The 25,498-nt window shown below is 67.5% G+C and carries 19 protein-coding genes; 10 read left to right on the top strand and 9 right to left on the bottom strand.

The window, feature by feature from the left end; genetic code table 11:
• The first annotated feature begins 96 nt into the window (after positions 1-96).
• The 5 genes from HR9077_RS21130 (at position 97) to HR9077_RS21110 (ending at position 7,417) form a co-directional block, all read left to right on the top strand.
• A complete protein-coding gene (locus HR9077_RS21130) occupies positions 97-1,398 on the top strand; it encodes an efflux RND transporter periplasmic adaptor subunit (protein WP_136069273.1) in 1,302 nt (433 codons plus the stop codon).
• Positions 1,395-4,493 (top strand): efflux RND transporter permease subunit, encoded by a 3,099-nt coding sequence (locus HR9077_RS21125; protein ID WP_136069272.1) that lies wholly within the window; start codon positions 1,395-1,397, stop codon positions 4,491-4,493. The genes HR9077_RS21130 and HR9077_RS21125 overlap by 4 nt, the downstream gene beginning before the upstream one ends.
• A 13-nt stretch (positions 4,494-4,506) precedes the next feature.
• Complete coding sequence (locus tag HR9077_RS21120; RefSeq protein ID WP_136069271.1) at positions 4,507-5,961, top strand: ATP-binding protein; 1,455 nt, start codon at positions 4,507-4,509, stop codon at positions 5,959-5,961.
• On the top strand, positions 5,958-6,668 hold the full coding sequence (locus HR9077_RS21115) for a response regulator (RefSeq protein WP_136069270.1): 711 nt from the start codon (positions 5,958-5,960) through the stop codon (positions 6,666-6,668). The genes HR9077_RS21120 and HR9077_RS21115 overlap by 4 nt, the downstream gene beginning before the upstream one ends.
• Before the next feature lie 104 nt (positions 6,669-6,772).
• The gene (locus HR9077_RS21110) at positions 6,773-7,417 is read left to right on the top strand and encodes a hypothetical protein (protein WP_136069269.1); all 645 of its coding nucleotides are present in this window, start codon (positions 6,773-6,775) and stop codon (positions 7,415-7,417) included.
• A 95-nt stretch (positions 7,418-7,512) separates the two neighbouring features.
• On the opposite strand, the gene HR9077_RS21105 is transcribed toward HR9077_RS21110, so the two are convergent.
• The 7 genes from HR9077_RS21105 to HR9077_RS21075 form a co-directional block, all read right to left on the bottom strand.
• The gene (locus HR9077_RS21105) at positions 7,513-8,577 is read right to left on the bottom strand and encodes a hypothetical protein (RefSeq protein WP_136069268.1); all 1,065 of its coding nucleotides are present in this window, start codon (positions 8,575-8,577) and stop codon (positions 7,513-7,515) included.
• A gap of 162 nt (positions 8,578-8,739) precedes the next feature.
• Positions 8,740-9,801 (bottom strand): porin, encoded by a 1,062-nt coding sequence (locus HR9077_RS21100; protein ID WP_136069267.1) that lies wholly within the window; start codon positions 9,799-9,801, stop codon positions 8,740-8,742.
• A 418-nt stretch (positions 9,802-10,219) separates the two neighbouring features.
• Positions 10,220-10,969, bottom strand: a complete 750-nt coding sequence (locus HR9077_RS21095) for a ProQ/FINO family protein (protein WP_136069266.1) — start codon at positions 10,967-10,969, stop codon at positions 10,220-10,222.
• A 112-nt stretch (positions 10,970-11,081) separates the two neighbouring features.
• On the bottom strand, positions 11,082-11,618 hold the full coding sequence (locus HR9077_RS21090) for a dihydrofolate reductase (RefSeq protein WP_136069265.1): 537 nt from the start codon (positions 11,616-11,618) through the stop codon (positions 11,082-11,084).
• Positions 11,615-12,409, bottom strand: a complete 795-nt coding sequence (locus tag HR9077_RS21085) for a thymidylate synthase (protein WP_136069264.1) — start codon at positions 12,407-12,409, stop codon at positions 11,615-11,617. The genes HR9077_RS21090 and HR9077_RS21085 overlap by 4 nt, the downstream gene beginning before the upstream one ends.
• A 19-nt stretch (positions 12,410-12,428) precedes the next feature.
• Positions 12,429-13,238, bottom strand: coding sequence for a prolipoprotein diacylglyceryl transferase (gene lgt / locus HR9077_RS21080; protein WP_136069263.1), 810 nt, complete (start codon positions 13,236-13,238; stop codon positions 12,429-12,431).
• A 24-nt stretch (positions 13,239-13,262) separates the two neighbouring features.
• On the bottom strand, positions 13,263-14,570 hold the full coding sequence (locus HR9077_RS21075; protein ID WP_136069262.1) for a response regulator: 1,308 nt from the start codon (positions 14,568-14,570) through the stop codon (positions 13,263-13,265).
• A 91-nt stretch (positions 14,571-14,661) separates the two neighbouring features.
• Here HR9077_RS21075 and HR9077_RS21070 point away from each other — a divergent pair, with 91 nt between their 5' ends.
• Positions 14,662-15,462, top strand: a complete 801-nt coding sequence (locus HR9077_RS21070) for an NRDE family protein (RefSeq protein ID WP_136069261.1) — start codon at positions 14,662-14,664, stop codon at positions 15,460-15,462.
• 183 nt (positions 15,463-15,645) lie between these two features.
• Here HR9077_RS21070 and ptsP read toward each other — a convergent pair whose 3' ends face one another.
• Positions 15,646-17,913: a phosphoenolpyruvate--protein phosphotransferase gene (gene ptsP / locus HR9077_RS21065; protein WP_136069260.1), complete on the bottom strand. Its 2,268-nt coding sequence runs from the start codon at positions 17,911-17,913 to the stop codon at positions 15,646-15,648.
• Between the two features lie 43 nt (positions 17,914-17,956).
• Positions 17,957-18,448, bottom strand: a complete 492-nt coding sequence (locus HR9077_RS21060) for an RNA pyrophosphohydrolase (protein WP_210726001.1) — start codon at positions 18,446-18,448, stop codon at positions 17,957-17,959.
• Between the two features lie 173 nt (positions 18,449-18,621).
• Between HR9077_RS21060 and HR9077_RS21055 the strand changes: the two genes are divergently transcribed.
• The 4 genes from HR9077_RS21055 to HR9077_RS21040 all read left to right on the top strand — a co-directional run bounded on the left by HR9077_RS21055 (position 18,622) and on the right by HR9077_RS21040 (position 25,359).
• Complete coding sequence (locus HR9077_RS21055) at positions 18,622-19,275, top strand: histidinol-phosphatase (RefSeq protein WP_136069258.1); 654 nt, start codon at positions 18,622-18,624, stop codon at positions 19,273-19,275.
• 224 nt (positions 19,276-19,499) lie between these two features.
• A complete protein-coding gene (mqo, locus tag HR9077_RS21050) occupies positions 19,500-21,044 on the top strand; it encodes a malate dehydrogenase (quinone) (RefSeq protein WP_136069257.1) in 1,545 nt (514 codons plus the stop codon).
• Between the two features lie 116 nt (positions 21,045-21,160).
• Positions 21,161-22,276, top strand: a complete 1,116-nt coding sequence (locus HR9077_RS21045; RefSeq protein WP_136069256.1) for an efflux RND transporter periplasmic adaptor subunit — start codon at positions 21,161-21,163, stop codon at positions 22,274-22,276.
• A complete protein-coding gene (locus HR9077_RS21040; RefSeq protein ID WP_136069255.1) occupies positions 22,276-25,359 on the top strand; it encodes an efflux RND transporter permease subunit in 3,084 nt (1,027 codons plus the stop codon). Before HR9077_RS21045 ends, HR9077_RS21040 begins: the two co-directional genes overlap by 1 nt.
• Positions 25,360-25,498: the final 139 nt, after the last annotated feature.

The following is a 25,498-nucleotide window of genomic DNA, read 5'->3' as shown; positions in this document are numbered from 1 at the left end:
TGACGACCCGCTTGCACCGCGCTTGCACATTTCTTGACGACTGCCTGCCGCGCGCACGGCGATGATACGCTTTCACCGATCCGACACGAGCTCACCATGGCGCATAGCGCGACACCTTCACGCCCCGCTCATCGCCCCGCCGCCCGACCGCCCCGAACCGCACGGGCGCGCCAGTTCGGCCGCGTTTCGCTCACCCCGCTGATCGCCGTGACGGTGATCGCGCTGGGCCTGGCGATCGCCTATTGGCTGCTCAGCCGGCAGCCCCATGTCGAACGCCGGCCTGCGGCCAGCCAGCCGCCCCCCGGCGTCGAACTGGGGCGCGTGCAGGGCGGCCCGATCGCCCCGCGGATCGAGGGTTACGGCCGGGCGATCGCCGCCCGCGAAACCCAGGTCGCCACCCGGGTCGGCGGCCGGCTCGACACGTTCGCCGAGGGCGTCGAGCCGGGCCGGGTGGTCGACGCCGGCAAACTGCTCGCCACCATCGATGCCGACGACTACCGGCTCGCCGTGCGCAGCGCCGAGGCCGAGCTGGCCCAGGCCCAGGCCGACCTGGGCATCGAGCGCGGCGAGCAGATTCAGGCGCAGAGCGACTACCAGGCGTTCGGCCGTCAGCTGTCCGCCGAGCGGCGCGCGCTGGTGCTGCGCGAACCGCAGCTCAAGGCGGCCCAGGCCGCGGTGGACAGCGCCCAGGTGACGCTCGAATCGGCCCGACTCGAACTGGCGCGCACCCGCATCGAGGCCCCCTACCGCGGCATGATCGAGGAGCGCCTGGTCGGCCCGGGGGGCTCGGTGGCGGCCAACACCGCGCTGCTCAGCCTGGTCGACGTGTCGCATTTCTGGCTGCGCGTGTCGCTGCCCAGCGAGGCGTTGCGCTGGATCGACGCCGCCACCGGCGAGACCCCCGGCACATCGGTGACGCTGACCAGCGATGCCTGGCCGCCCGGCGCCAGCCGCCAGGGCCGGGTGTATTCGGTACTGCCCAGCCTCGAGGAGAACGGCCTGATGGCGCAGGTGCTGGTGCGCATCGACGACCCGCTGGCGCTCGCTGATCCGGGCCCGGCGCTGCGCCTCGGCGATGTGGTCGCCGCCACCTTCGCCGCCACCCCGCGCGACGACCTGCTCGCGCTGCCCAACGCCGCTCTGCGTGACGGCGGCCAGGTGTGGACACTGGATGACGATGAGCGGCTGCGGATCGTCGCGGTGGACGTCGTGCATCGGGGCGAGGAGCGGGTACTGATCGCCGCCGACGGCCCGCTCGGCGCCGGTAGCCGGGTCATCACCAGCGCGCTGGCCCAGCCGCGGGACGGCATGGCGCTGAGCATCGTCGATGATGACGCCATGGATCCGGCCCTCGCCAACCAGGCCGAACGCGAGCCGGCCGCGGGGGACGATTCATGACCCGCCGTGGCCCGATCGCCTGGATGGCCCAGCATGGCGTGGCACCCAACCTGCTGATGGTGGTGCTGTTGCTGGGCGGGCTGCTGGCCAGCCTGCAGATCAAGAAGGAAGTGTTTCCCGATTTCACCCTCGAGTCGGTCTCGGTGAGCGTCGTCTATTCCGGTGCGACGCCCGAGGAGATCGAACAGAGCATGCTGCTGGCGATCGAGTCGGAGCTGGCCGACATCGAAGGCATCGACGAGATCACCGCCACCGCCAGCGAGGGTAGCGGCAGCGTGGTCGCCGAGCTGCTCGACGGGGTCGACAGCATGCGCGTCTACCAGGAGATCCAGCAGGCCGTGGACGGCATTCGCACCTTTCCCAGCGATGCCGAAGCCCCGACCTTCAGCATGAGCGGGCACTCGCGCGGCGTCCTCGACCTGCAGCTGCACGGCCAGGTCGATGCGCTGACGCTCCAGGAAACCGCCGAGTCCCTGCGCACCGAGCTGCTCTCCTCGACCTCGGTAAGCAAGGTCGAGCTGGCCGGCAGTCGCGATCGCGAGGTCCAGGTCCTGCTCGGCGAACAGGCCATGCGTCGCTACGGACTGACCCATGCCTCGCTGGCCGAGCTGGTCGCCGGCGAGGCCATCGATCTTGCCGGCGGCAGCCTGGACACCCGCGACAACGAATGGCTGGTGCGCTACCAGGGGCGTCGCGAGCTGGCCGTCGACTTCGCCCGGTTGCCGATACTCACCACCGGCGACGGCGGCGTGCTGCGCCTGGGCGATATCGCCGAGGTCCGCGACGGGCTCGCCGAGAGCGACAGCGAGGTCGAGTACAACGGCGAACCCGGCCTCTCGCTGGAGATCTATCAGGTCGGCGACCAGACCCCGCTGGGGTTGTCCGAGACCGTGCGCGGCGAACTCGACCGGCTGCGGGCCGACCTGCCCCAGGGCCTCGAGCTGACGCTGGGCTGGGACAGCTCCGAGGTCTACCGCGAGCGTCTCGACCTGCTGCTCAAGAACGCCTGGATGGGGCTGGCGCTGGTGCTGGTGCTGATGGCGCTGTTCCTCGAGGCACGGCTGGCATTCTGGGTCACCCTGGGCATCCCCACGGCGTTTCTCGGCGCGCTGCTGTTCCTGCCCTGGTTCGGCGTGTCGCTCAACATGATGTCGATGTTCGCCTTCATCATCGCCCTGGGGATCGTCGTCGACGACGCGATCATGGTCGGCGAAAACATCTATGCCTATCGCGAACAGGGCCATTCGGTACGCGAGGCCGCGGTGCGCGGCGCCCGCGAGATCGCCGTGCCGATCAGCTTCGCGGTGCTCTCCAACATCGTCGCCTTCCTGCCGCTTTTGTTCCTGCCGGGGTTTCTGGGCATGATCATGAGCGTGGTCCCCATGGTGGTGGTGACGGTGTTCTTGGTGTCCTGGCTGGAAGCGCTGTTCGTGCTGCCCGCCCACCTCGCCCACAGCCGCGAGCGGCGCCGGCTTCCGGCCTGGCAGCGCCCGCTGGAACGCCTGCGACTCTACATGCAGGGGCGGCTGGCGCATTTCACCCAGCGGCGTTTCGAGCCATTCCTGCAACGCACCCTCGACCAGCGTCTGCTCACCGTCGCGCTGGGGGTGGCGATCCTCTGCGTGGCACTGGCCTACGCCATGAGCGGCCGGCTGGGCTTCTCGCTGATGCCGCGGGTCGAATCCGACCGCGTCGAAGCCAACGTCACGCTGCCCGCCGGCAGCCCCATCGCCGCCGACCGTGCGGTCCGCGACGCCTTGCTGGAAAGCGCCGCGGCGCTCGCCGCACGCGATGATGGCCCGGTGTTCGAGAGCACCCGCGCCCGCCAGAACGGCGACAGCCTCGAGGTGCGCCTGGAGATCGCCGCCGAAAGTCTCGCCGACTGGCCACCGTCGCGGCTGGCCAGCGCCTGGCGGGAAGCCAGCGGCGCGCTGCCCGGCGTCCAGGCGATCCGCTTCGCCAGCGATGCCGGCGGCCCGGGCGGCGGCGCCGCGCTGACGCTACGCCTGGCGCATGCCGACAGCGCCACCTTGGAGGCGGCGGCCGGCGCCCTGGCCGCCACGCTCGAGGGCTACCAGGGCGTCACCGACATCGACAGCGGCATCAGCAACGGCAAGCCGCAGCTCTCGCTCGCCGTTTCCCCCGTCGGCCGCGCGCTGGGGCTGACCGGCAGCGACCTGGCCAGTCAGCTGCGCGGCCCGCTCCAGGGCGCCACCGCGCTCAAGCAGCAACGCGGGCGCAGCGAGATCAGCGTCGAGGTTCGCCTGCCGCCCGGGGCCCGCGATAGCCTGAGCGAACTCGAGCAATTCTCGATCCTCACCCCCGACGGCGGCCGGGCGCCACTGTCGCGGGTGGCCCACATCGAACACGGCCGCGCCTCGGCCTCGCTGACCCGCATCGACGGCCGCCGGGTGATCGATGTCAGTGCCGACGTCCGCGACGGTACGCCGGTCAACACCCTCCTCGCCTCCTTGCAGGACGACGCCTTCCCGGCCTTGGAGAGCCGTTTCCCGGGGCTCGAGATCGGCCTCGGCGGGCGCCAGGAAGAAACCGCCGACAACCTGGCGACGCTCAAGACCGCGATGTGGGCGACACTCGCCGCGCTCTATGTGTTGCTGGCGATCCCTTTCCGCAGCTACATCCAGCCGTTGCTGGTAATGGCGGCGATCCCGTTCGGCATCATCGGCGCGGTGGCCGGCCATCTGCTGATGGGCTTCGGCCTGTCGATCATCAGCCTGCTGGGAATGCTGGCGCTGTCCGGGGTGGTGATCAACGACGCGCTGGTCTTGATCGACTACGCCAACCGCCGCCGCCGCGAGGGCCTGGGCGCCCGCGAGGCGATCGCCGCCGCCGCCACGCGCCGCCTGCGGCCGATCATGATGACCACCCTGACCACCTTCCTGGGGCTGGCGCCGATGATCTTCGAGACCTCGCGCCAGGCACGCTTCATCGTGCCGATGGCGGTCTCGCTGGGTTTCGGCATCCTCTTCGCGACGCTGATCCTGCTGGTGCTGGTACCCTGCCTGTACCTGATGGTCGAGAACCTGCGCGAGCGCCTCGCCGGCGCCCCGAGAATCAGCGAGGAAGCCTCTTGAACGAGCACGCCCCATGAACAAGCGACTGCGCCGCCCCGCCATCTCGCCGCTGGGGCTCAAGCTGTTCGCCACCATCCTGCTGGTCAACGTGGCGATCTGCGGGCTGATCTTCCTGTTCGTCTCGCGCAGCCTCGACCAGGGCTTCATCGATTACCTCGAGCGCACCCAGGCCAACCGGGCGGCGATCCTCGCCGAGGCGCTCGGCGACGAGTGGGCGAACCGCGGCGGCGACTGGCAATGGCTGCGCGACGACCCACGCGCCTGGTTCCGGCTGGTGCGCCACCAGTTGTGGCCCGGCGAGCAGCGGCCGCCATCGGCGATCCAGCGCGAGCTGGGCAATCCACGCGACTTCATCGTCCGCGACGCCAATGGCGAGACGCTGATCGGCCCGCCGCCGCATCGCGACGACGAGGGTCCGCCCGAGCCGCCGGGCACCCTCGAGCGCGTGGCGATCGTCAGCGACGGGCAGCGGGTCGGCGAGCTCAGCTATCGTCCGCCACGCGAGCTGATGGCCCGCATGGACCGGATCTTCCTCGAACGCCAGCAGCGCAACCTGTCGATCATCATCGGCTCGCTGGCGCTGGCCTCGCTACTGCTCGCCGGCGGGCTTTCCTGGTGGCTGGGCCGGCGTACCCGCGGCATGGCACTGGCCACCCGGCGGCTGACCGAAGGCGACTACAGCGTGCGCCTGGCCGAGCGCGGTCGCGACGAGCTTGCGCGGCTGGCCCACGACTTCAACCTGCTCGCCGAGACGCTCGAGGCCAATCGCCGTTCGCGCCAGCGCTGGGTGGCCGACATCGCCCACGAGTTGCGCACCCCGCTGGCGGTATTGCGCGGCGAGATCGAGGCGCTGCAGGACGGCATCCGCCGCGCCGATGCCGACAGCCTGAATTCGCTGGCCCAGGAGGTCGGCCAGCTCGAACGGCTGGTCAGCGACCTGCGCCTGCTCGCCCAGAGCGACGCCGGCATGCTCGAGGTCAATCTGGTGCCGCTGGATATCGCCGGGAGCCTGCGCGCCCGGCTCGACGACGCCCGCGGCTGGCTCGACGATGCCGGCATCGAACTGGATATCTCGATACCCGGGTCGGCGCCGATCCTCGGCGATCCCCAGCGGCTGCACCAGCTGTGGAACAACCTGCTGGCCAATACCCGCGCCTACACCGACGCCCCGGGGCACCTGCGCGTGACCCTGACGCAGGACACGCAACGGGTTACCATCGACTGGCAAGACAGCGCCCCCGGTGTGGAGGCGCAGGCACTGCCGCGACTCACCGAACGCCTGTACCGGGTCGAGGCCTCGCGCAGCCGCCGCAGCGGCGGCAGCGGCCTGGGGCTGTCGATCGCCGCCGCGCTGGTCAAGGCACACGGCGGCACGCTCGCCCCCTCGTCTTCGCCGCTGGGCGGGTTGCGCTGGACGCTGCAGGTGCCCCTGGCCAACGCGCCCCCCTTGCAAGGAGACAGCCGGTGAACGAACGCATTCTGATCGTCGAGGACGAACCCAAGATCGCGCGCCTGATCGCCGACTACCTGACCGGCAGCGGCTTCGACAGCCAGCACGTCGAGCATGGCGATGCGGTGCTGCCCTGGCTGAACGAGGCCGAGCCGGCACCGGCGCTGGTGCTGCTCGATCTGATGCTGCCGGGCACCGACGGGCTGACCCTGTGTCGCGAAATTCGCCAGCGCTGGCCGCGGCTGCCGGTGATCATGCTCACCGCGCGGGTCGAGGAGGTCGATCGCCTGCTGGGGCTCGAGCTCGGCGCCGACGACTATATCTGCAAGCCGTTCAGCCCGCGCGAGGTGGTCGCCCGGGTCAAGGCCGTGCTGCGCCGGGCCCGGGCCGTCGCCGGCCAGATTCCGGCGGGCACGCAGGGCCTCGAGCCGTCGCTTCCCCTGCAGCTCGACGACGCCGGCTGGCGGGCCTTGGCCGACGGCCGCGACCTGGGCCTGACCGCGGTGGAGTTCCAGTTGCTCAAGGTGATGATGCAGGCGCCGGGGCGAATCTTCTCCCGCGACCAGTTGATGGATCACATGTACCGCGATCACCGCATCGTCTCCGAGCGCACGGTCGACAGCCACGTCAAGAAGCTGCGCCGCAAGATCGCCGAGGTATGGCCCGAGCGCGATATCATCCGCTCGGTCTACAGCGTCGGCTACAAGTTTCAACCCGAGGAGTGAGCGCCGGGCGGCGGCTGCGACTTGCGCAATCCTTGCGTATTGCCTGCGCGCTGGTTGCGCAACGCCGCGCGACACTGACAGCGTCCACTCAAGGAGACGCTGTCATGCTCAAGACCCGATTCACCGCTGTGCTACTTGCCGCCCTGCTTGCCGGTGGCACGATCTCCCTGGCCCAGGCCGCGCCAGGCCCGGCCTATGGCCATGGCCCGCAAGGCCCGCACTCACGGGTCGAGGCGCTGTTCGACAGCTGGCAGCTCGACGAGGCAAGCCGCCAGGCCTTCGCCGATGAGCAGCGCGACTACCGCGAGCAGCGTCACGCCCTGCGCGAGGCGCACGAACAGCGCCTCGGCGAGATTCTCGACGAACGCCAGCTCGCCGCCCTGCACGTGATGAGGGTGCCGCCTCACCGGATGCAGGACCACGGCCGGCATGACGGACCGGGCACCGATCACCAGCGCCCGCCGATGCGGCACGGCGACCCCGGCGAACTGTTCAGCGCCCTGTTCAAGAGCTGGGGACTCAGCGACGCCGAGCAGAGCCAGCTTGCCGACACGCGGGAGCAGTTCTTCAGCCAGGCCCGCGAGCTGCGCGACCGGCAGCTCGACGATCGCGAAGCGCGCCACGAAGCCTGGCAGGCATTACGAGAGGAACATAAGCAGGCACTCGGCGAGGTACTCAGCGACGATCAACTGGCGGTGCTCGAGGCACTGCGGCCATCGGGCCCACGTCATCGCGGGCCCGACGCCTGACGAGCGGGTTCGCCCCGACGCCTGCCCTTCAACGCAAGCGCCCCGCTCGAGAGCGGGGCGCTTGCGTTATCGCATCAGCGAATCGAGCGGCAGACTCAACGCACGTCGAGCTGCTTCACGCTCAGGGCATAGTTGTTGGCCACATCATTGGGGTTGCCGTAATTCTGGCCGGATACCCAGACGCTATAGCTGCCGGGCTGCAGTACCGTCTCGATGTCGACATCGCCCGCGAAGCGCGAGCCCTGCTCGCTGGCGACGACATTGCCCTGGCTATCGAGAATCCGCGCCTCGATGCGGTACGTACCCTCGTAGCCGCTCATGGTCGAGGTGGAAACCGAGACCGTACCCGCCTGCCGGACGTCGAAACTCAGCGCCTTGCCGCGCTTGCGCATGTTCACGTCGGTGACGATCTCCTTGAAGCCCTCGGGGGGCGTGCCTTCGGCGGCTGCCTGTCCGGCGCCATCCGCCGCCCCGGCGCTCAAGGAGGATGAAGTCGCGGCGGCCTGCGAGGAGACCGCATCGCCTTGGCCCGTATCGGCCGTCGCGCCGGAGCCACTCGCCGAGGAAGTCTGCGAAACCGGTGCGGCGAGCGCCGCCGAGGCATCCGGCGAACGCACGAAGGCCGTGGTCGGCCCTTCGGCTTCGCGGTCGAAGCCGATGCCGCTGGGGCCCTCGACCCCGCTCTCGTCCTCGCTGAGCCGGTTGCCGCGCTCATCCAGCCCGGCAACGCTGATGGTATAGCGGTTGCCCTTCAGCTTGGTGTTGCCGAACTCCCGGGCATTGACCTTGAGCACGTAATCGCCGGGTTCGAGCCGCTGCGACATGTGCAGGCCTCCGTCGTCGGAACCCAGCGCTTCGCTCTCGGCGACGATATTGCCCCGCTCATCCAGCAACTGCGCCTCGATCCGATAGCGGGTCGACATGCCCGGACGCGAGTGGCTTTCGAACAGATAACGACCGGCCTTCTCGACGGTAAACTCGTGCTCGTTCCAGCCCCCGAAGTTGAAGCTCTGGCTCTTTGCATCGCTGCGACTCGAGAAGTATTTCGTCACATCGATGGTGGATCCCTGATAATTGGGCGGCATATCGGCCTGGGCGACCGGCAAGGCGGCATAGAGCCCGAAACCGAGCAGAACGGGAGCCAGAAACCGATGATTCATAGCGAGTGTCCTATCCATACGAAAGATCAGGGGGAGCCGAATTGAACTGAATGGCGCCAACGAGTTTGCACCGCCCGCCCCTTCACATCAACCCGGAAAAAAGAAAGCCGGCCCACGAGGGGCCGGCTTCGGTTCTAGACTTTCTTTCGACCGTAAAGGGTCTTAGAAAGTGAAGGCCAGACCGGTAGCGACGAAATCGTCTTCGTCGTCTTCCTGGTCGTACATGGTGGTTTCGACGAAGTAGGTGACCGCCGGCGTCAGGCTGTAGTCGGCGCCCAGCATGACCTGGTTGAGGCTTTCGTCGTCATCGCCGCGATCTTCGTCGACGTACTGGTAGGTACCGTAGATGTTACCCATGCCGTAGGCATAGTTGGCCTTGACGGCATACATGTCGGCGTTCTCGACACCCGTCAACGCCAGGGTATCGTCAGTGCCGTCGAAACGCTCGTACTTGGCGGACAGCGTCCAGGCGGCCATGGCGTACTGGGCGGACAGACCGTAGGCTTCGCCGGCATCGAAATCATCGTTTTCAACGTTGACTACATTGCCGTCTTCATCACGATCAGCAATTACACCGTCATAAGTACCCAGATTGTCGTAGGCCAGGGCCAGATCCAGGGCGCCGACGGTGTACTTCACGCCACCGAAGAAGGATGCAGAGCTATCGTCTTCGATACGGTTATCGGTTTCGGCGTCACCCTTGTACTGGGTACCCACGGCAAACTGCAGGCCACCGAAGGACGGCGACTTGTAGGTCAGCTGATCGCCTTCGCGATCGTTGTTATCACCGGTCAGATAAGTAGCCGAGTTGTTGACACCGGCGTACCAGGAACCGTCGACCGGATCCTTGACCCAGTCGTCCATCAGGGTGTCGTAGGAGCCCAGCTTGACGTCACCGAAATTGCCCTTCATACCGGCATAGGCGGTGTCGCCATTGTCGTATTGAGAGGTCTTCATTTCGTCGGCGGAGAAGCCGTCAATCTCAAGCTTCAGATAGGCGATCAGGCCCGGGTTGACCTGGTGCTCCGCAGCGATACCCAGGGTGGAACCGTTGTCGAAGATCTGGTCTTCGGAATCGCTACCGGTGTCTTCGGAGATGTAACCCAGCTGGATGTTACCGTACAGGTCGACCTGAGTGCCGTCCTGGTTGTAGACAGTGGCAGCCTGGGCAGCGGAGGCGCACATGGCACCGGCAATGGCAGTTGCTAAGAGCGTCTTTTTCATCGCGATAGTTCCTTAACTAGCTTACTGTTCGATCGTTGTTTGCAGATGCAACCGGCTTGCCGGGCGCGCCCCTGAATTCTTTGTATGAAGCGCTCTTGCCTCGGCGAAGCCTTGTTATTATCCAATGCTCGCAGGGGAACCTTATACCGGGGTTTGGCGGAACGCAACAAGAAAAAACACTGTTTTTAATCTCGCCACATCGGTCCGCCTACCGACCACGCCCCCCTGAACGGCGTCGATACCGCACATGCCGGCACCGCGTCACGCAATGACCCTAGCGTCTTTCTATGACCGTCAGGTGACAATTGCGAACGCTGTTCATGATGATCAGCCCTCCGGATGATTGCAAGGCGTCTAATAAAGGAAGTGCTCGCCGTTTTCCAACGGCTGGTTAACGTAAGCCGGCGAATGGTGGCCATCAATGCTTGCCATGCTTGGCCAGCAGGTCACCGAGCTTGCGGTCGAGACGGGCGCTCGGGTCGTGCCGCGTCTCTCGCTGTGCCGCCTTGTCGCGCTTGCGCTGCTGGGCCTGCAACGTCTCCAACTTCTTGTGGGCATGACGCGCCTCGCCGGGGGTGACGGTACCCGCCGGCTGGCCAGCCAGATCGACGCGTTCGGCGCCGGCGCGCACGGCCTTGAGGTAGCGCGGCAGGTTGACGTAGCAGGCCAGCGCGCGACGCACCAGCTTGTCGGGCCAGGGCTCGTTGGCGACCAGATCCTCGTGGATGCCGACCTTCAACGGCCTCGTATGGCCCTTGAAGAAGGTATCGGTATAGCGGCGGTACCATTCATCGAGCAGCGCCTGGGGGGATGGCGCCTCGCCTATGGCCAGGCGGCTTTGGGAACCTTGCTCTTCGTCGAGCGCATCGGCGGGCGCTCGCTCGATCTCGGTAGCGGGTTCGGGCGTCGATGCAGACGTCGTCACCCGGTGCGGCAAGGGGTAGCCGCGCTCGGCGTTGACATTGTGCGATTGGCCACTCTCCGGCGCGGCCGGCGCGGCGTTCTGCCGCTCGGCCGAGCTATCGGCACGTTCCGCCAGCGCGTGGCGAAGCTGCCGGTTCTCGCTCTCCAGGCTGGCGAGCCGTTGCCGCAGGCCGTCGACATCCTGCCGCTCGCGCCGGACATGCTGCTCCAGGGAATCGAATAGCGCGGCTACGCGTTGCGTCATCAAGGGCGACCTCCCATTGCTTTCAATTGGCCAGCTTCTCGTTCAGCCAGCTTCAGCCTGCGCCGGACATTCAATCGTTTATTGTTCTTTGCCGGGTGTTTCCCCGCCGTGCTCAACGGCGACGATAGACCACGAAGGCATAGTCGGGACGGCCCTGCCGGCCGCTCTCCTCGCCCGGCACGCGCTGCTCTTCGTGCCAGAGCGACCGGTCGAGGGCCGGAAAGCGTGCGTCGCCGTCGATCTCGACATCGACCTCGGTCAGGTAGAGCCGCGAGGCCCGCGGCATTGCCTGAGCGTAGACCTCGCCGCCACCCATGACCATGACCTCCTCGACGCCGTCGATGATCGCCTGATGGTCGGCCAGCGCCAAGGCCGCGTCGAGATCGTGACAGACGCGCACGCCCTCGGCCTCGAAGCCGGCATCGCGGGTGACGACGATGTTCAACCGGCCGGGCAGCGCGCGGCCGATCGAGGCGAACGTCTTGCGGCCCATCACCAGCGGCTTGCCCTGGGTCATGCGCTTGAAGAACTTGAGGTCTTCCGGCAGGTACCAGGGCAGCCGGTCGTCGATGCCGATCACGCCATTGCGCGACACCGCAGCGATCATCGCCACCGGCACCAGCGATTCCTCGAACGTCGCCGCGCTCATACCGCCACCTGCGCCTTGATATGCGGATGCGGGTCGTAGCCTTCGATGGCGATATCCTCGAAGCGAAACGCGAACAGGTCGTCGACCTCGGGGTTGAGCACCAGCCTGGGCCGCAGGCGCGGCGTGCGCGTGAGCTGCAGCTCGGCCTGCTCGATATGGTTGAGGTAAAGGTGGGCATCGCCGAGGGTATGCACGAACTCGCCGGGCGCCAGATCGCAGACCTGCGCGACCATCTGCGTCAACAGCGCGTAGCTGGCGATGTTGAACGGCACCCCCAGGAAGATATCGGCGCTGCGCTGGTAGAGCTGGCAGGACAGCCGCCCCTCGGCGACATAGAACTGGAACAGCGCGTGGCACGGCGGCAGCGCCATCTCGTCGACCAGCGCCGGGTTCCAGGCGCTGACGATCAGTCGCCGCGAATCGGGGTTGTGGCGTATCTGCTCGACGACCCTGGCGATCTGGTCGACATGGCCACCGTCGGGCCTCGGCCAGCTACGCCACTGATAGCCGTAGACCGGGCCCAGGTCGCCATTCTCGTCGGCCCACTCGTCCCAGATGCGCACCCCGTTGTCGCGCAGGTAGGCAATATTGGTATCGCCGCGCAGAAACCACAGCAGTTCGTGGATGATCGAGCGCAGATGCAGTTTCTTGGTGGTCACCAGCGGAAAGCCTTCGGCCAGGTCGAAGCGCATCTGGTGGCCGAAGACGCTCTGCGTGCCGACCCCGGTGCGGTCGGCTTTCTTGACGCCGGTATCGAGTACCCGGCGCATCAATTCAAGGTAGGGCTGCATAACTCGCCTGTCGCAGAAATCAGGATGTCGCTTCGTTCGCCTCGACGCCGCCCCGATCGACCGGCTGGCTCCGCGCCCAGGCCATCAGCGCCAGGCCGCCCAGGATCATCGGCAGGGACAGCAGCATCCCCATGGTCAACCAGCCGAAGGCGATGAAGCCGAGCTGCGGGTCGGGCAGGCGGACGAACTCGACCGCGAAACGGAAGATGCCGTAAAGCACCAGAAACAGGCCGGAAATCATACCGCGACGACGCGGCGTGCGCGACACCGTCCACAGAATGGCGAACAGTACCACACCCTCGAGGACGAACTCATAGAGCGACGAGGGGTGGCGCGGCTGGCTGCCGCCCGGATAGACCATCGCCCAGGGCAGATCGCTGACACGCCCCGGCAGCTCGGCGTTGATGAAGTTGCCGATACGGCCCGCGCCCAGGCCGATCGGCACCAGCGGGGCGATGAAATCGGTCATCTGGAAGAACGCCAGGCGATGCCTGCGGGCGAACAGCAGCGCCGCGACCAGCACCCCGAGCAGGCCGCCGTGGAAGCTCATGCCGCCATCCCAGACCTGGAACAGCCAGAGCGGATCGGCCAGCAGGCGGTCGAAGCCGTAGAACAGGGCGTAGCCGATGCGTCCGCCCAGCACCACCCCCAGCGCGCCGTAGAACAGCATGTCGCCGATATCGTCGGGCTTCAGCCCCAGGCGCGCCGCGCGCAGCCGCCCCAGCCACCAGGCGCCGACGAACCCGACCACGTACATCAGGCCGTACCAGTGGACTTTGAGCGGTCCCAGCGCAATGGCCACCGGATCGATTTGCGGATAGTCGAGCATGTCGTTTCCTAACGAGAAGGTGAATCAAGACACGGTCGAGGGAGCGACCACGCCGGGAAGCCAGCGTTGCACCACGTCGACCAGCGCCTGCGGGCGGTAGGGCTTGGCCAGGTAGTCGTCCATGCCCGCGGCAAAGAAGCGCGCGCGATCGGTCGCGCTGGTATTGGCGGTCAGCGCGACCATCACGCTGCGCCCGCCCTGGACGCTTTCGCGCTGACGCCAGCGCCGGGTGGTTTCGATGCCATCCAGCGTCGGCATGTAGATGTCCATGAAGACCAGTGCATAGGCATGCTCCATCGCCAGCTCGAGGGCCTCTTCGCCGCTGCGCGCGGTGTCGACCATCAACCCCCGGTCGGACAACACCCGCCGCGCCAATGCGGTATTCACCGGGCCATCGTCGACGATCAGCACGCGCTTGCCCGACGCCGTGCCATTTTCGCGTCCGGCCCGCCCCGCCGTTTCGTCGGCCTCGGTCTCGGCGATGCGCTCGAGCAACGAGACGAGCCCCGCCAGGCGCTCGGCCAGCGGCGAGGCGCTCGCGGCGGACTGCCCGCCGGCGACATCGAGGCTCTCGAGCTCGCGACGAACCTGACCCAGGTAGCGCGACTTCAGCTGCGACTCCTGCCGGGCGCGGTCGCGCTCCTGCCTGAGATGATAAAGCTGGTGGTGCGACTCGCTGTCGTCGTGCAGCAGCCCCAGCGCCTGGCCCTGCGCGGCCAGCCGACGGTCGAGGCGAAACGCGTGACGCGCCCCATGGGCATCGCTGAGCACGGCGTAGTCGGCGGATTCGTTCAGGAAGGGCTCGCTGGCATCCAGCGCATCGATCGGCAGGTCCTGCAGGTCCCGTCGCGAGCGTCCCAGGCGCTGGACTAGCCGATCGTTGACCGCCACCAGGCGGTTGCCGCCGGCCAGGAAGGCGGCCTGGGGCAGGGATTCGAGCAGATCCTCGATGCGACTCTCGGCCTGGCGCTGCGGCCAGGTCTCCTCCAGCACCTCGATCACCGCGTCGAGATCGAGCGGCAGCTGGCCGGACACATCGGGGCCGCGCACCAGCTGGCCGAGCCGGACCGCGGCCTGAAAGCGCTCGAGCCGCTGGCGCTGGCGGGCACTTCGCCATCCCAGCAGGGCGACGATCAGGCTGCCTGACAGCCAGACCATTATCAGGACATCGCGAACATGGGCGCTGAAGCGCTCGCCCAGCAACACCGCCACCAGCAGACAGGCAAACGTCAGACACGCCTCGACGCCCCACAGCCATGCCGGCAGCCGATACGGCCAGCCGCCCGGAACGGCCGGCCGGGCTGCCCGTTTGTCCTCGGAGATGTCTTGCATCCCTACCCCTGTCATCGACAATGGCCAGAGTGTACGCTCAGCGTCCATAGCCTGTCATGCCGCCGCGATGCCCTCGCCCCGGAGAAACGCCATGTGCCTGATCGCCTTCGACTGGCGCCCCGGTAGCGCCACCCCCCTGCGCCTTGCCGGCAATCGCGACGAACGCCACGACCGCCCCACTGCCGCGCTGGCGACGTGGGACGATTGTGGCGATATTCTCGGCGGTCGCGATCTCGAGGCCGGCGGCAGCTGGCTGGCCGCCCACGCCGCCGGACGCGTGGCCGCGGTCACCAACGTCCGCGCCCCCGACTTCAAGGCCGAGGCGAACGGACCGAGCCGTGGCCATCTGGTCCGCCAGGCGCTTGTCGAAGCCGACCTCGGCGCCTGGCTGGAACGACTCGCGAACCACAAGGCGCACGCCTATGCCGGCTTCAACCTGCTGGCATGCGACGGAGAAATGCTCTGGCATCTCCATCACGGCCCCCGGGGAACCCGGCTGGCACGGGTGGAACCCGGCCTGCACGGGCTATCCAATGCCAGCCTCGACACACCCTGGCCAAAGCTGACCCGGGCCCGCCAGCGCCTGGGCGAGCGACTCGACACCCCCGGCGGCGAGTTCCTGAACGATGCCTGGGCGCTTCTGAGCGACACCCGGCAAGCCGACGACGCGAGCCTCCCCGACACCGGGGTGGGGCTGACCCTCGAGCGTCAGCTCTCGGCCGCGTTCATCCTCGGCCAGCACTACGGCACGCGGGCCAGTACGCTGCTCGAATGGCGGGCGCGCGGCGAGATCGCGATCGTCGAACGGAGCTTCGCCCCTGGCGGCATTGCGGCCGGGGAACGGCGCTGTCGCCTGCCAGTACCGCCCCTGTCGATGGCCCACCGGGTATAAGACCTCAGGTTCGACATACAGCCCCCGTGCCCCGATGAGCCATTCAGGTCGGGTTTCGTGGGGGGCAAGTTCACTCGCGATGGGGTTGGCTCGTAACCGCCACCCATCGGAACAAGTGATCACTCACAAACCTCCCAGAAAAACCGCCAGCCCATTCTCGCCAGGGCCTACTGCACGAGCTCCCTAGGCGTCATCGCGTGGCGGCAGCAGGTGCGTCAATTGCCACTCGGCGAAACGCGCCTGCAGGTGGGCACGCACCGCCGTCGGCGTCGTGAAGCGCAGGGTTTCCTCGACCAGCGCCCGGGCCGAACTCATCGGCACACGACGGATCGCCGCGCGCACCCGCGGCAGGCTCGGCGCATTCATCGACAGCGCATCGAAACCCATTCCGGTGAGCAGCAGCGCGCCGCACGGATCGCCGGCCAGCTCGCCACACACCGAGGTCGGCACGCCCAGCCGGTGACTCTCCTTCGCGAGTCCGGTCAACGCCGACAGCACGGCCGGATGGCAGGCATCGTAGAGGCTGGCCACGCGCGGATTGTTGCGATCCACCGCCAGCAGGTACTGGGTCAGGTCATTGCTGCCCACCGAGAAGAAATCCAGCCGCTGGGACAACGCCTCGAGCTGATAGAGCGTCGCCGGCACCTCGATCATCACTCCCACCAGGGGACGCTCGACCCGGACCCCCTCTTCGTTGAGCTCGGTCAGCGCCCGGTCGAGCAGCCGCAACGCGGCGTCGACCTCATCGACGTTGGTGACCATCGGCAACATGATGCGCAGGTTGTTCAGCCCCGCCGAGGCGCGCAGCATCGCCCGAAGCTGAACCATCAGCACCTCGGGATGGTCGAGGGTGACGCGAATCCCGCGCCAGCCGAGAAACGGGTTGGCCTCGTGGATCGGGAAGTAAGGCAGGTCCTTGTCGCCGCCGATGTCCAGCGTACGCATGACCACCGGCAACGGCGCAAACCCCTCCAGCTGCTCGCGGTAGAGCTTGGTCTGTTCGTGCTCGCCGGGGAAGCGCTCGGTGATCATGAACGGCACTTCGGTACGATACAGCCCGACCCCGGCAATACGCGGCTTGAGTACCGCCACCGCGTCCACCGCCAGGCCTGTGTTGACCATCAACGGCACGCTGAAACCGTCGGGAGTCTCGCTGGGCAGGTGCTGCTCGTGCTCGAGCACCTCGGCGAGCGCGAGCTCCTCGTCGATCAGTTTCTGGTAGTGGCGCGCCAGCTCATCGTCGGGGCGCACCAGCAGGCGCCCGCGGTGGCCGTCGAGTATCACCGGGGCGCCGTTGAGGCGGGTCAGCGGCAGGTCGACCATGCCCAGCACGGTGGGGATGCCCATCGCCCGGGCCAGGATCGCCACGTGGGAGGTACTCGAGCCCTTCAGCGAAACCAGCCCCGCGAGGCGCTCGCGGGGCACCTCGCCGAGCATCGCCACGCTGAGTTCGTCGCCGATCACCACGCAGCGCTCGGGGAAACCATCGAAGCCCTTGTCGGTTTCCTGCTGCAGATGCGCCAGCACGCGGCGCCCCAGGTCGCGAATATCTGCGGCCCGCTCGCGCAGGTAATCATCGTCGACCCGCTCCAGATACTGGACGTGACGGCGCACCACGTCGGCCAGCGCGCCGGGCGCCCACTGGCCCTCGCGGATGCGCTTCTCGACCTCCTGGCCCAGCGCGGCATCGGCGAGCATCTGTTCGTAGACGTCGAACAGCGCCAGTTCCTGGCTGGAGATGCGGCTGGCGAGACGTTCGCCGGCGCGCCGGATCTCCTCGCGTACCCGCTCGATCGCCTCGCTCAGGCGGCGAATCTCGAGTTCGATGTCGGTGGGCACCAGGTCGGGCACGTTGTCCAGATCGGCCGGCGGCGCGATGACCACCGCCTTGCCGATCACCATGCCCGGCGAGGCGGCGATCCCCTTGAAGGTCGCCATGCCGTCGGCCCGCGTCGGCCGTGTCAGGGTCCCGGTGGCCAGGGCATGCGCCAGCACGCCGGCGAGCTGCGCCGCCATGGTCACCAGGAAGGCTTCGTCGCCCTCGTCGTAGCGACGCTTCTCCTGCTGCTGGACGACCAGCACCCCCAGCGCACGGCGCTGATGGATGACCGGCACGCCGAGGAAGCTCGAGAAACGCTCCTCGCCGGTTTCCTCGAAATAACGGAAGTAGGGGTGCGCCGGGGCATCCTCGAGATTCAGCGGCTCCTCGCGCTGACCGACGAGGCCCACCAGGCCCTCGCCGAGGCGCATCGAGACATGACCCACGGCCTGGGTGTTCAGGCCGATGGTATCCATAAGCACCAGGCGGTCCTGGGCGGCATCGAACAGATAGATGGAGCACACATCGGTGTGCATGGCCTTGCGGATGCGTCGAACCATGGTGGCCAACGCGGCCTCGAGGCTGCGTGCTCCATTGACCTCCTGGACGATGCGTCTTAGTACATCGAGCATGGGCGTTCTTCTTGTAGTCGAAGGGTCGGGAGGTACCGCGGGCTCACCCCTCCCCCAGGGCGAGTCGCTGGACCCGAGGCGCCAGCTCCCGCAGCGCGCGTCGGTAGACCTCCCGCTTGAAGGGCACGACCTGCCCCAGCGGATACCAATAACTGACCCATCGCCAGCCGTCGAATTCCGGCTTGGCCGTGGTATCCATGCAGATACGGCTGTCCTGACAGCGGATCTTGAGCAGGAACCACTTCTGTTTCTGGCCGATGCAGATCGGCCGCGATTGCGTGCGTATCATGCGCCGGGGCAGGCGATAGCGCAGCCACCCTCGGGTACAGGCCAGCACTTCGACGTCGTCGGGGGTGAGGCCGATCTCCTCTTCCAACTCCCGGTAGAGCGCCTGTTGCGGTGACTCGTAACCCTTGATGCCTCCTTGAGGAAACTGCCATGCATTCTGCCCAACCCGACGCGCCCAAAGCAGCTGGCCCTCCATGTTGGTAATGATGATACCAACGTTGGGGCGGAAGCCGTCAGCGTCGATCACGGGCTTCACCTTATGAAATCCAATATTGGATTCATTCTTCCACAAACGTTGAAAGCGCATCAATACACGGCCCTAAACCCCGAGCGGTGGGCAAGCGCCGGTCGTTCTGCAATAATCGCCGCCGCCCTGGCAACCTAGCCGGCTACGCCACCACCGACCTGAGGAGAGAGTTCTTGAGCCTGGCCATCTTCGATCTCGACAATACCCTGCTGGGTATCGACAGCGACCATGCCTGGGGCGAGTTTCTGGTCGAGCAGGGCGCGGTGGACCCGGTCAGCTATCGCGAGGCCAATCAGCGCTTTCTCGCCGCCTACCAGGACGGCACGCTGGACATCCACGCCTACCTGGCGCTGGCCCTCAAGCCCCTCGCCGACAACAGCCCCGAGCAGCTGGCCGCCTGGCATCAGCAGTTCATGGCCAGCAAGATCGAGCCCCACGTACTGCCCAAGGGCGAAGAGCTGCTGGCTCGCCATCGCGAGCGCGGCGACACCCTGTTGATCATCACCGCCACCAACCGCTTCATCACCGGGCCGATCGCCAGGCGACTGGGCGTCGATGAACTGATCGCCGTCGACCCCGAGGTCGCCGAGGGGCGCTATACCGGGCGCGTATCGGGCACGCCGAGTTTCCGCGAGGGCAAGATCGAACGCCTCGACGAGTGGCTCGCCAGCCGCGACGTGACCCTCGACGACGCCTGGTTCTACAGCGACTCGCACAACGACCTGCCGCTACTCGAGAAGGTCGACCACCCGGTCGCCGTGGACCCCGATGCCACTCTCGAGCGCATCGCCCGCGAGCGTAACTGGCGAATAATTAGCCTGCGATAGAAAAATATAATCGCCCTTGCGATGCTGCGCTGCGGCATCGGGAGTCGCACCAGAAAGCCACTCAAACCATTGATTGAGTGGCTTTTTTTTGCCCGAACCAAAGACAAGGTTTTGCTTATGGCAAACCCGAGTTGCATAACCCAAACCTTTTGAACGGCTCGTCTTTTCCATGCCGGCCGGTATAATGGGCTTATTTGAATCAGCCCAAAGGGTGACAACCAACCATGGAAGAGGCCGTTGACGTCGTACTCGTAGGTGGCGGAGTCATGAGCGCCACACTCGCCACACTGCTGAATGAACTGGAGCCCACGGCACGCATCGAGCTCGTCGAGCGCCTGGACTCCATCGCCGGCGAAAGTTCGTTTGCCTGGAACAATGCCGGCACGGGACACGCCGGCTTGTGCGAACTCAACTACACCCCCGCCAACGCCGATGGCTCGCTCGACATCGGCAAGGCCGTCCATATCAACACCCTCTTCGAGGAATCCAAGCAGCTCTGGAGCTCCCTGGTCGCGCATGGCAACCTCGGCGACCCCGCCGACTTCCTGTCGCCGGTGCCGCACCTGAGCTTCGTGCGTGGCGAGAAGAACGTGAGATTCCTGCGCGCTCGCCACGAGGCCATGAGCAACCACCACTGCTTCGAGTCGATGGAGTATTCGCAGGATCCCGCGACCATTGCAGGCTGGGCCCCGCTATTGATGGCGGGACGCGAGCCCGGCGAGCCGGTCGCCGCAACCCAGGTCGAAGACGGCACGGACGTCAACTTCGGGGCCTTGACGAACCGGCTGCTGACCCGCCTGACCGAACAGGGCAGCGATCGGGTCGGCATCCGCACCGGCCAGACGATCAGGGACCTCGAGCGCAATGCCGACGGCACCTGGAGCCTGAAGATCGAAACCAGCGACGGCGGCCGGCGCATAGTGCGCTCGCGCTTCGTCTTCCTCGGTGCCGGCGGGGCCTCGCTGCGCCTGCTGCAGAAAAGCGGGATACCCGAAGCCAAGGGCTATGGCGGCTTCCCCGTCAGCGGGCAGTGGCTGCGCTGCGACAAGCCTGAAGTCGTCGCGCGGCATCACGCCAAGGTGTACAGCAATGCCGCCGTCGGCGCGCCGCCCATGTCGGTGCCGCACCTCGACACCCGCAATGTCGACGGCAAGCCTTCCCTGCTGTTCGGTCCCTTCGCCGGCTTCACCACCAAGTTCCTCAAGAACGGCTCCATCTTCGACCTGGTCAAGACCGTCCGCACCTCCAACCTCAGCCCGATGCTCTCCGTCGCGCGCAGCAACTTCAGCCTGATGAAATATCTCCTCGATCAGGTCCGGCTCTCCCACGCCCAGCGGGTCGAGGAGCTGCGCGCCTTCTATCCGGATGCCAGGGCCGAGGACTGGCAGCTCGAAGTCGCCGGGCAGCGTGTCCAGATCATCAAGAAGACCCCCCGACACGGCGGGGTGCTGCAGTTCGGCACCGAAATCGTCACCGCGAAGGACGGCTCCCTGGCCGCCCTGCTGGGCGCCTCGCCCGGCGCCTCGACGGCCACCTCGATCATGCTCGACCTGATCGCGCGCTGCTTTCCCGAGCGCTTCGCCTCCGCACCGTGGCAGGCGCGCCTCGCGCAACTGGTTCCGGTGCGCGCCGAGACGCTGCGCAAGGACCCGGCCCGCCTCAGGGAAGTGCGCCGCGAGACGCATCGTATCCTCAAGCTCGTCGCCCCCGGCGAGTCTCTCGAATCGGCCCCCCGCACCGCGCGGGTGGCCGAGCCGGAGTGCTGCTGACCCCCACATCGGCCACGTGCGGCTTCCCGGATCGGCATTGCCTGATACACTGACTGCCCCGACCACGGTCGGGGCAACTGCGTTTACACGGACGATGGACCAGGGGACTACTGCACATGCGTTGGCGATTCTCGTTGTCCCCCGCCTGGCTCGCCCTGCTGCTCGGCGTGGCGCTGCTGATCTGGCTGGCCTTCGGCGACATGCAACGCTTTCGCCAACAGGCCCCCGAGGCGCAGACGAGCGCCCGGGATAGCCTGCCGCGGGTCCAGGTAGAGGCCTCTCGGGCACGGGCGCATACCCCGCACGTGATTCTCCAGGGGCATCTCGAACCGCGCCAGGACGTCACCCTGCGCGCCCGCCGGGCCGGCGAGGTCAGCGCCCTGCCCGCCCCCCAGGGCAGTCGCGTCGAGGCCGGCGAGCGGCTCGTGGAGATCGACCCCGGCGACCTGCCGGCGCAGATCGAGCGCGCCGAAGCGCAGCTCGCCCTGAGCCGCTCGGAGCTCGCCGGCGGACAAAAGCTCAGCGGCCGCAACCTGGTCTCCGACAACGAATTGCTGCGTCTCGAGAGCGAGCTGGCCCGCAGCCGTGCCGAGCTTGCCGGGCTGCGCGAATCGCTCGCCGACACGCAAATCGAGGCGCCCTTCGCCGGCGTGCTCGACCGACTCGAGATCGACCGCGGCGACTACCTGCAAGCCGGCGAGGAGATCGGCCTGCTGGTCGATATCGCCCATCTCGAGGCCAAGGCGTGGCTGCCCCAGCGTCGCGCCGGCGAGGTCCGCGAGGGGATGCCGGTCACCGTCACGCTGCTCGACGGACGCACCCTCGAGGGCCAGGTCAGCTTTCTCGCCAGCCGCGCCGAGGAGGCCACCCGCAGCTACCCCATCGAAGTCAGCGTGGCCAACCCCCGGCGGCTGCGTATAGCCGGGGGCAGCGCGACGCTCGACATCGCCCTGCCCGAACGGCCGGCACACCGCATCTCGCCGGCCCTGCTGGTCCTCGACGAACGCGGCCGGATGGGCGTCAAGAGCGTTGACGAGGATGGCACGGTGCGCTTCATGCCCGTCGAGATCATCAGCGCCGACGCCGAGCAGGCCTGGGTCGGCGGCCTGCCCGATGAGGTTCGCCTGATCAGCCTGGGTGGCGGTTTCGTCGACGCCGGGCAACGCGTCGAGGTGGTGCCGGCCGGGCAGGCCGCGGCCCAGCCGGACTCGTCCGACCGGGACGCGAGCTGATGCGCGCGCTGATCGACGCCGCGCTGGACCGTTCGCGCACCACGCTGCTGCTGCTGGCGTTCCTGCTGCTGGCCGGCGGGCTCGCCTACCAGGCGATCCCCAAGGAAGCCAACCCCGACGTCGCGATACCCATGATCTACGTCTCGATGACCCTCGAGGGGGTCAGCCCGGAGGACGCCGAGCGCCTGCTGGTACGGCCCATGGAGCAGGAGCTGCGCGCCATCGAGGGCGTCGAGAAGATGACCGCCCAGGCCAGCGAGGGTTTCGCCTCGATCACCCTGGAGTTCGACGCCGGCTTCGACCCCCGCCAGGCACTCGCCGACGTGCGCGAGAAGGTCGACATCGCACGCAGTTCGCTGCCCGAGGAGGCCGATGAGCCGCGGGTCATGGAAGTCAACGTGTCGCGCTTCCCGGTGCTCTCGGTGGGCCTTTCCGGGCCGCTGTCCGCCGCCGAGCTGCAGACCGCGGCGCGCGGCCTGCAGGACGCCATCGAGAGCATCCCCCAGGTGCTCGAGGTGGATATCGCCGGCGAACGCGAACACCTGATGGAAATCGTCGTCGATCCACTGGTTCTCGACAGCTACGGCATCGACTTCGACACCCTGCTCACCCTGGTCTCCCGCAACAATCAGCTGGTCGCCGCGGGCAGCATCGACAACGGCGCCGGGCGTCTGGCGATCAAGGTCCCCGGGGTGATCGAGAACCTCGACGGCCTGCTCGGCATGCCGGTCAAGGTCGACGGCGACCGGGTGGTTACCTTCGGCGACGTCGCCACCGTCCACCGCACCTTCAAGGACCCCGCCGGTTACGCGCGCATCAACGGCCAGCCGGCGATGGTGCTGGAGATCTCCAAGCGTACCGGCGCCAACATCATCGCCACCATCGACGCGGTCAAGGCGCTGCTCGCCGAGGCCGGGCCCCAACTGCCCGAGACCCTCGACGTGCGCATCATCATGGACGAATCGATCACCGTCGACCGGCTGCTCGACGATCTGCTCAACAATGTGCTGACCGCGGTGGTGCTGGTGCTGATCGTGATCCTGGCGACCATGGGGCTGCGCTCGGCGCTGCTCGTCGGGCTGACCATTCCCGGCGCCTTCCTGACCGGCATCCTGCTGATCTGGGCGGTCGGCTACACCCTCAACATCGTGGTGCTGTTTGCGCTGATCCTGGTCGCCGGGATGCTGGTCGACGGGGCCATCGTGGTCGCCGAGCAGGCCGACCGCAACCTCACCGGGGGCCAGCCGGCACGCGCCGCCTGGGCCGGCGCGGCGGGGCGCATGGCCTGGCCGGTGATCACCTCAACCGCCACCACCCTGGCAGTATTCCTGCCGCTGCTGTTCTGGCCCGGCGTGGTCGGCGAATTCATGAAATACCTGCCGGCCACGGTGGTGCTGTGCCTGCTCGCCTCGCTGGCCATGGCGCTGGTGTTCCTGCCCACCCTGGGCCACCTGCTGCGCCGCCACGGCGCCACCGGCAGCACGCAGGCCAGCGCCGGCGGGCGACTCTACCGCCGGGTGCTGGCGCGGCTGCTGCGTCATCCGGCGTTGACGCTGACCGGCGCGTTGCTGTTGATGGCGCTGGTCTACGTCGGTTACGCGCGCTTCAATCACGGCGTCGAGTTCTTCCCCTCGGTGGAACCCGACAGCGCCCAGATCCTGGTGCATGCCCGCGGCGACCTGTCGATCGCCGAAAAGGATGCCGTGGTCCAGCGCGTCGAGGACCGCGTCGCCGGAATGCGCGAGATCAAGGCGCTCTATGCGCGCTCCTTCGCGATTTCCGACGGCCAGCTCGGCGCCGACGTGATCGGCCAGTTGACCTTCCAACTGGTCGACTGGGAGCAGCGCCGGCCGGCGCGGAGGATTCTCGCCGAGATGGCCGAACGCACCGCCGACCTGGCCGGCGTGCGCCTGGAATTCCGCGAACAGGAACAGGGCCCGAGCGGCGGCAAGCCGATCCAGATCGAACTCACCGCGCGCCAGCCGGCGACCATCGAGCGGGCCGCCGATGAGTTGCGCGCGGCGATGAACGACCTCGGCGGGTTCCGCGACATCCAGGACAACCGCAGCCTGCCGGGCGTCGAATGGCGATTGCGCGTCGACCGCGAGGCGGCGGCACGCTTCGATGCCGACGTCGCCACCGTCGGCAGCGCGGTGCAGCTGGTCACCAACGGCTTGCAGCTCGCCACCTACCGCCCGCCCGACGCCGACGACGAAGTCGATATCCGAGTGCGCCTGCCCGGCGCCTGGCGCAGCCTCGACCAGCTGCGCCGGCTGAACGTCACCACCTCGCGGGGCCAGGTACCGATCAGCCAGTTCGTGCGCCTGGAACCGGCGCCCAAGGTGGGTACCCTGCACCGCGTCGACGGTCGCCGCGCGCTGACCCTGGAAGCCGATGTCGAACCCGGCCGTCAGGTCGACGAGCGCCTGCGCGCGCTGAGCGGCGCACTCGACTCACTCCCCGAGGGGGTACGCTTCAGTTTCGCCGGCGAACAGCAGGACCAGGCCGAGACCAGCCGCTTTCTGGGCATGGCCTTCGGCGTGGCGATCTTCCTGATGACGATCATCCTGGTCACCCAGTTCAACAGCCTGTACCAGGCCGGGCTGGTGCTCTCGGCGATCGTCTTCTCCACCGCCGGCGTGCTGCTCGGCCTGCTGCTCAACGCGCAGCCGTTCGGCATCGTCATGGTGGGCATGGGCATTATCGCCCTGGCGGGGATCGTGGTGAACAACAATATCGTGCTGATCGATACCTACAACCAGTTGCTGGGCGATGGTCTCGACGCCTTCGACGCCGCGCTCGAGGCCGGCAGCCGGCGCCTGCGGCCGGTACTGCTGACTGCCATCACCACGGTGCTCGGACTGCTGCCGATGGTGCTGAGCGTCAATGTCGACCTGCTCTCGCCCAGCCTGGGCTTCGGCGCGCCCTCGACCCAATGGTGGACCCAGCTGTCCAGCGCGATCGCCGGCGGGCTGGGTTTCGCCACCGCGCTGACGCTGCTGCTGACGCCGTGCATGCTGTATCTCGGCGCCCGTGTCGGGGCGCGCCTGCGCGGCCGGCGCAGAACGACGCAAGGGTCGTGATAGGAAGACACTCTCTCGAGTCCGGATCGAGTGGCAGGGTTGCGTCGGAGCGAAGCTATTCGCGATGGGGTCGGGCACTGTACCCGCCGGGCCATGCCGGGCGCCTCGCGGCGCCAATCGGGAACGAGTCCCCTCCCAC

The organism is Modicisalibacter radicis (genome assembly GCF_900961225.1).
In the GTDB taxonomy this organism is placed as follows: Bacteria; Pseudomonadota; Gammaproteobacteria; order Pseudomonadales; family Halomonadaceae; genus Modicisalibacter.
The sequence above is the reverse complement of the archived record's forward strand: the minus strand, read 5'-3'. Positions and strand labels throughout refer to the sequence as shown.